General features: G+C 72.6%; 5 protein-coding genes and 1 pseudogene. 4 read left to right on the forward strand and 2 right to left on the reverse strand.

Annotated features, from left to right (window positions below; translation table 11 throughout):
• Together RMO85_RS01225 and RMO85_RS01230 are read left to right on the forward strand one after the other, a co-directional pair.
• Positions 1-1,200 (forward strand): hypothetical protein (locus tag RMO85_RS01225; protein ID WP_310525948.1); only part of this gene is annotated, 1,200 nt, incomplete at its 5' end.
• Entirely contained in the window at positions 1,193-2,578 is a 1,386-nt protein-coding gene (locus RMO85_RS01230) for a DUF5719 family protein (RefSeq protein WP_310525949.1), read from the forward strand. The genes RMO85_RS01225 and RMO85_RS01230, both read left to right, overlap by 8 nt.
• 3 nt (positions 2,579-2,581) lie before the next feature.
• On the opposite strand, the gene RMO85_RS01235 is transcribed toward RMO85_RS01230, so the two are convergent.
• Positions 2,582-3,007: a metallopeptidase family protein gene (locus RMO85_RS01235; RefSeq protein WP_310525950.1), complete on the reverse strand. Its 426-nt coding sequence runs from the start codon at positions 3,005-3,007 to the stop codon at positions 2,582-2,584.
• 49 nt (positions 3,008-3,056) lie between these two features.
• Here RMO85_RS01235 and RMO85_RS01240 point away from each other — a divergent pair, with 49 nt between their 5' ends.
• Positions 3,057-3,413 carry a DUF3499 domain-containing protein gene (locus tag RMO85_RS01240; protein ID WP_310525951.1) on the forward strand — a complete coding sequence of 119 codons (357 nt, stop codon included), beginning with the start codon at positions 3,057-3,059 and terminating at the stop codon, positions 3,411-3,413.
• A 72-nt stretch (positions 3,414-3,485) separates the two neighbouring features.
• On the opposite strand, the gene RMO85_RS01245 is transcribed toward RMO85_RS01240, so the two are convergent.
• A complete protein-coding gene (locus tag RMO85_RS01245) occupies positions 3,486-3,950 on the reverse strand; it encodes a potassium channel family protein (RefSeq protein WP_310525952.1) in 465 nt (154 codons plus the stop codon).
• A gap of 97 nt (positions 3,951-4,047) precedes the next feature.
• Here RMO85_RS01245 and RMO85_RS01250 point away from each other — a divergent pair.
• Positions 4,048-4,289 (forward strand): annotated as a pseudogene (locus RMO85_RS01250) (hypothetical protein); the annotation flags it as partial.

Below are 4,289 nucleotides of genomic sequence, written 5' to 3' on the forward strand. Positions count from 1 at the left end.
GCCGCCTGGCGCACCGCGCTGCTGGTGGCGCTCGGTGCCGCCTTCGTCCCCGGGGTCTGGCTGTTCGCCCTCCTCGTGGCCGCCATCGTGCTGGGTGCGGCCGCATTCGTCTCGCCGCGGCTGCTCAAGGACCGTGACGCCTGGGGACCTCCGGTGGCCGCCCTGCTCGCGGTGCCCGTGCTGCTGGCACCCTGGCTGCTCCCGCTCGTCACCACCGGCTCGGCCCCCGGACTGCTCCTCGAGGCCGGCCGGCTCCCGGGCGACCGCGTCGACTTCGTCGGCCTGGTGACGGGCCGGCTCGGTGACCTCGGCGCGCCGTGGTGGCTGGGCGCGCTCCTCGCCGTACTCGCCCTGCTGGCGCTGCTGCCTCGCTCGACCCGCGCTCCGGTGATCGTCTGCTGGCTGGTCGCGCTGGCTGCCGCCCTGGTCGCCGCCGTGCTCGGCTGGGTGCGCCTGTCGCTACCGGCCGTCGAGACCCGTCCGAGCCTGGGGCTGTTCGTGGTGATCCTCCAGGGGGTGGCCGTGATCGCCATCGTGATCGGCGCGGAGGCCTACGTGCGCCGGCTCCACGACGGCCGGTCGCACCCGTTCTGGCAGCGCGCGCTGGCCGCGCTGCTCGCCGTCGTCGCGGCCGCGGTGCCCCTCGGCGGTCTCGGATGGTGGCTGGTCAACCAGGACGACGCGTTGACGCGCACCGAACAGGCCGTGGTCCCCGCCTACATGGAGCAGAGCTCCCAGCTCGGCGACGAGCACGGCGTGCTCGTCATCCGCGGCTCGGTCGACTCCGGGGTCGACTACCGCATCCGTCGCGGCGACGGCATCACCCTCGGCGAGGACGAGATCCTCGCGCTGGCCGACGTCGACCGCGACTTCGACGCCCAGGTGCGGGCGCTCGTCTCGGCGCCCACGGCGTCGGTGGTCAAGGCGCTGGGAGATGCCGGCATCGAGTACGTCGTCCTGCCCTCACCGGCCGACGGCACCGTGGCCGCCGGGCTCGACGCCACCGCTGGGCTCGACCAGGCCAGCGCCGAGGACCGGTCGACCCGGGCCTGGCGTGTCGATCGTCCGCTGGCGGCCGTCGACGTCGAGAGCCACACCTCCGTCTGGCGGGTCCTGTTGCTGATCGTCCAGGGCGCAGCGATCCTGGTGGTGCTGGTGCTGGCCGCCCCGACGCTGCGAAAGGGGCGCGAGGATGACTGACCCGACCAGCCCGGGCCGGCGTTCGGCCCCGGCCATCCGGGGCGCGCTCGGCGCTCGCATCGGCCCGCTCGAGATCCTCGCCGTCCTCGTGCCCCTCCTCACGGTCCTCGCGCTGGCGCTCGTGCGCCCGGTGGACGAGCCGTCGAGCACGCATCCGCCGACCGACGTGCCGCTGACCCGCGCGACCCTCGTCTGTCCGGCAGCGTTGCCGGGGACCGGCGCCATCGCCCTGGCCAATGCCGACGGCGCCACCGGTGACGTCACGGTCCGGCTCCCGGACGAGGACACGGTCGCGCTCGCGGGCACGACCCGGACCGAGGTGAAGGCCGCCTTCGTCGCCCAGGCGGAGGGCGAGCTTGCGGCGGGCTTCCTCGCAGTGAGGTATGGCGACACCTCGGCCGTCGCCTGCTCCGCACCGCAACCGGAGCAGTGGTTCACCGGAGTCGGCGCGGCTCCGGAACACTCCTCGACCCTGGAGCTCGTCAACCCCGACGGCGGCCCGGCCGTGGCCGACGTGACGGTGCTCGGCCCGGACGGACCGGTGGAGGTGCCCGCACTGCGTGGAGTCACGGTGCCGGGCGGCCGCACGATGCGCTTCGACCTGGCCGACGTCGTGCCCACCCGCGACGATCTGGCCCTGCACGTGCTGGTCGCGCGGGGCCGGCTGGGCATCGACGTCGTGGACCAGTTCGACGAGCTCGGCGCAGGCACGCGCAGCCAGGACTGGCTGCCGTCCCAGAGCGCGGCCGACACGTCGGCGTACCTCCTCGGGCTGGGGGGCAAGCCGGGCGACCGCACGCTCGTGCTGGCCAACCCAGGGGAGAGCGAGGCGCGCGTCGAGCTCAAGGTGGTCACCAAACAGAGCGAGTTCACGCCCGCTGATGCCGACGAGATCCGCGTCGCGCCAGGCTCCACCGAGACCGTCGACCTCACCGAGCTGCTCCGAAGTGGCGCCGCCGCGGGTGCGCTCGGAGTGCGTGTCGACGCAACCCAGCCGGTGACGGCGTCGCTGCGCAGCGTCGCCGGAGGCGACCTGTCCCACGCCGTGGCCGGGGCGCGCGTCGAGGCGCGCGCCGCGCTCGCGATCCCGCGGGGACCTGCGCGGCTGGTGCTGTCCGGTGCTGACGGGGTCGGTGTGGCGACGTACGTCGTGACCGATCGCAACGGCAAGGAGATCGCCCGCCAGCGCGTCGAGCTGACGCCCGGTCTGGCGAGCCGGATCAAGCTCCCGGGCAAGGGTGCCGTGGTCGATCTGACGGTCCGGCGCTCCGGCGTCGTGGCGGCCCTCGAGGTCGGTCCGCCCGGCCTGGCAGTGCTCCCGTTCCCGGAGCTGGTCCTGGACGGCCGCGTGGCGGACGTGCGTCCGGCGCTGCGCTGACTCCTAGCCGGCGTAGCGCGGGTCGACATCCTCGGGCGGAAGCCCGAGAAGCTCGGCGACCTGCTCGATGATCAACGTCAGCACCATGGCCTCGAGCTCGGCCCGCGACTCGCACCGGTGCTCGATCGGCCGCCGGAAGAGCACGAGCCGGCTGGCATTGCCACCGGTGCCGCGGATCAGCGACGACAGCGGCACCGTCTCCTCGCCCCAGTCGTCGGGCAGGAGGGGAGTGTCCTCGACGGCATACTCGACGAGTCCCAGCTGCCGCTGCCAGCGGGCGTCGACCTCGGTGACGATGTCGATGACGATCCGGTCGAAGCGCTCGCGGCGGGTCGGTCGCTCCGGGACCCCCGGCTCTCGCGGCACGATGCCCGGGCCGCGCTGGCCCCGGCCGCGACGGTCGCGGGTCAACCGCCTGCCCTCATTCACACCGCGAGCCTAAAGGGCAGGCGGCGGGTCGGCGGGTAGCGTCGGGTCTGTGAGTCGCCGTCGCTGTTCGCGCACCGCCTGCGGGCGCAGCGCCGTCAAGACGCTGACCTACGTGTACTCCGATCAGACCGCCGTGCTCGGACCTCTTGCGACGTACGCCGAACCGCACGCCTACGACCTGTGCGAGCTCCACTCGGAGCGACTCTCCGCCCCGCGCGGCTGGGAGGTGCTGCGGCTCGCCTCCGACATCACGTCCCGGGGCCCGAGCTCCGACGACCTGCTGGCCCTGGCCGACGCCGTCCGCGAGGCCGCGCGCCCTCCCGAGCCCGCCCCGCCGATCCACTCCGCCGACGACCCGCGTCGTGGTGAGAAGCGCGGTCACCTGAGAGTCTTCAGCTCGGAGTAGTTCGATCGCGTGAATCCGCTGGCGTCGAACCCGAGGCCGGAAGGGACCGCGTGACGACGCCGACGCCCCGCCTCATCGCCCGCGAGCGTCGGCACCGGGAGTGAGGCGTTCCAGGTGCTTCTCTATACCTGCAAGACGCGCGTCGAGCGTGTCCAGCCGTGCCTCGAGGCGCGCTTCCAACGACCTCCCCTCGGCCTCCAGGATGCCTTCCTCGCGGCGTGCCACGGACGAGGCGAAGATCAGCGCCACGACCGCCGCCACCGCGCCGAGGACGGCCACGCCCATGATCATGATGATTGCGGCGACGACCCGCCCGGAGGTGGTTTCGGGCACATGATCGCCGTAGCCCACCGTCGTCAGAGTGGTCAGCGCCCACCAAACGCCGTCGCCCAAAGAGCGAAACGTGGTGCCAGGTCGGTCGCCCTCCAAGCGCCAGACCGCAGTGCCGCCTACGAAGACAACGCAGCTCGACGCCAAGGCGGTCGCCAATGCAAGCCGGACAACGGAGGTGAGGGTCACGGACAAGCGGCGGGGCATGGCCCCATCCTGCCTTGGCTAGAAGTACTTTCCCCAGACCCCGAAAACAGCCCGTTTCCGAGGCCGCAATGTCGGTGCCTTCGTGTTGGCTGAAGACATGAACTCGACCACCCGCACCAGCACCACCACCACTCTGCCGGACACCCCGGCCGGAGTGCTGGTTGCGTTGCGGGCCGACCAGGACGAGCGTCGCGATTCCGAGATCCGGTCTATAAGGTTGGCCGCCCACTGGGTCGCGCTGCACCCCGTCCTCGATCCGAGTTGCCCGGACGCGTGCTTCCAGTCCCCGAAGTCGTTGGCCGGGGAAGGGTCACCGGTGATCGATGAGTTCTGCATCCC

The organism is Nocardioides sp., assembly GCF_031422975.1.
GTDB lineage: Bacteria > Actinomycetota > Actinomycetes > Propionibacteriales > Nocardioidaceae > Nocardioides.

Coding starts and splice junctions, on each gene's coding strand:
- RMO85_RS01230 (WP_310525949.1), top strand. CDS start 1,193: ATGACTGACCCGACCAGCCCGGGCCGGCGTTCGGCCCCGGCCATCCGG.
- RMO85_RS01245 (WP_310525952.1), bottom strand. CDS start 3,950: ATGCCCCGCCGCTTGTCCGTGACCCTCACCTCCGTTGTCCGGCTTGCA.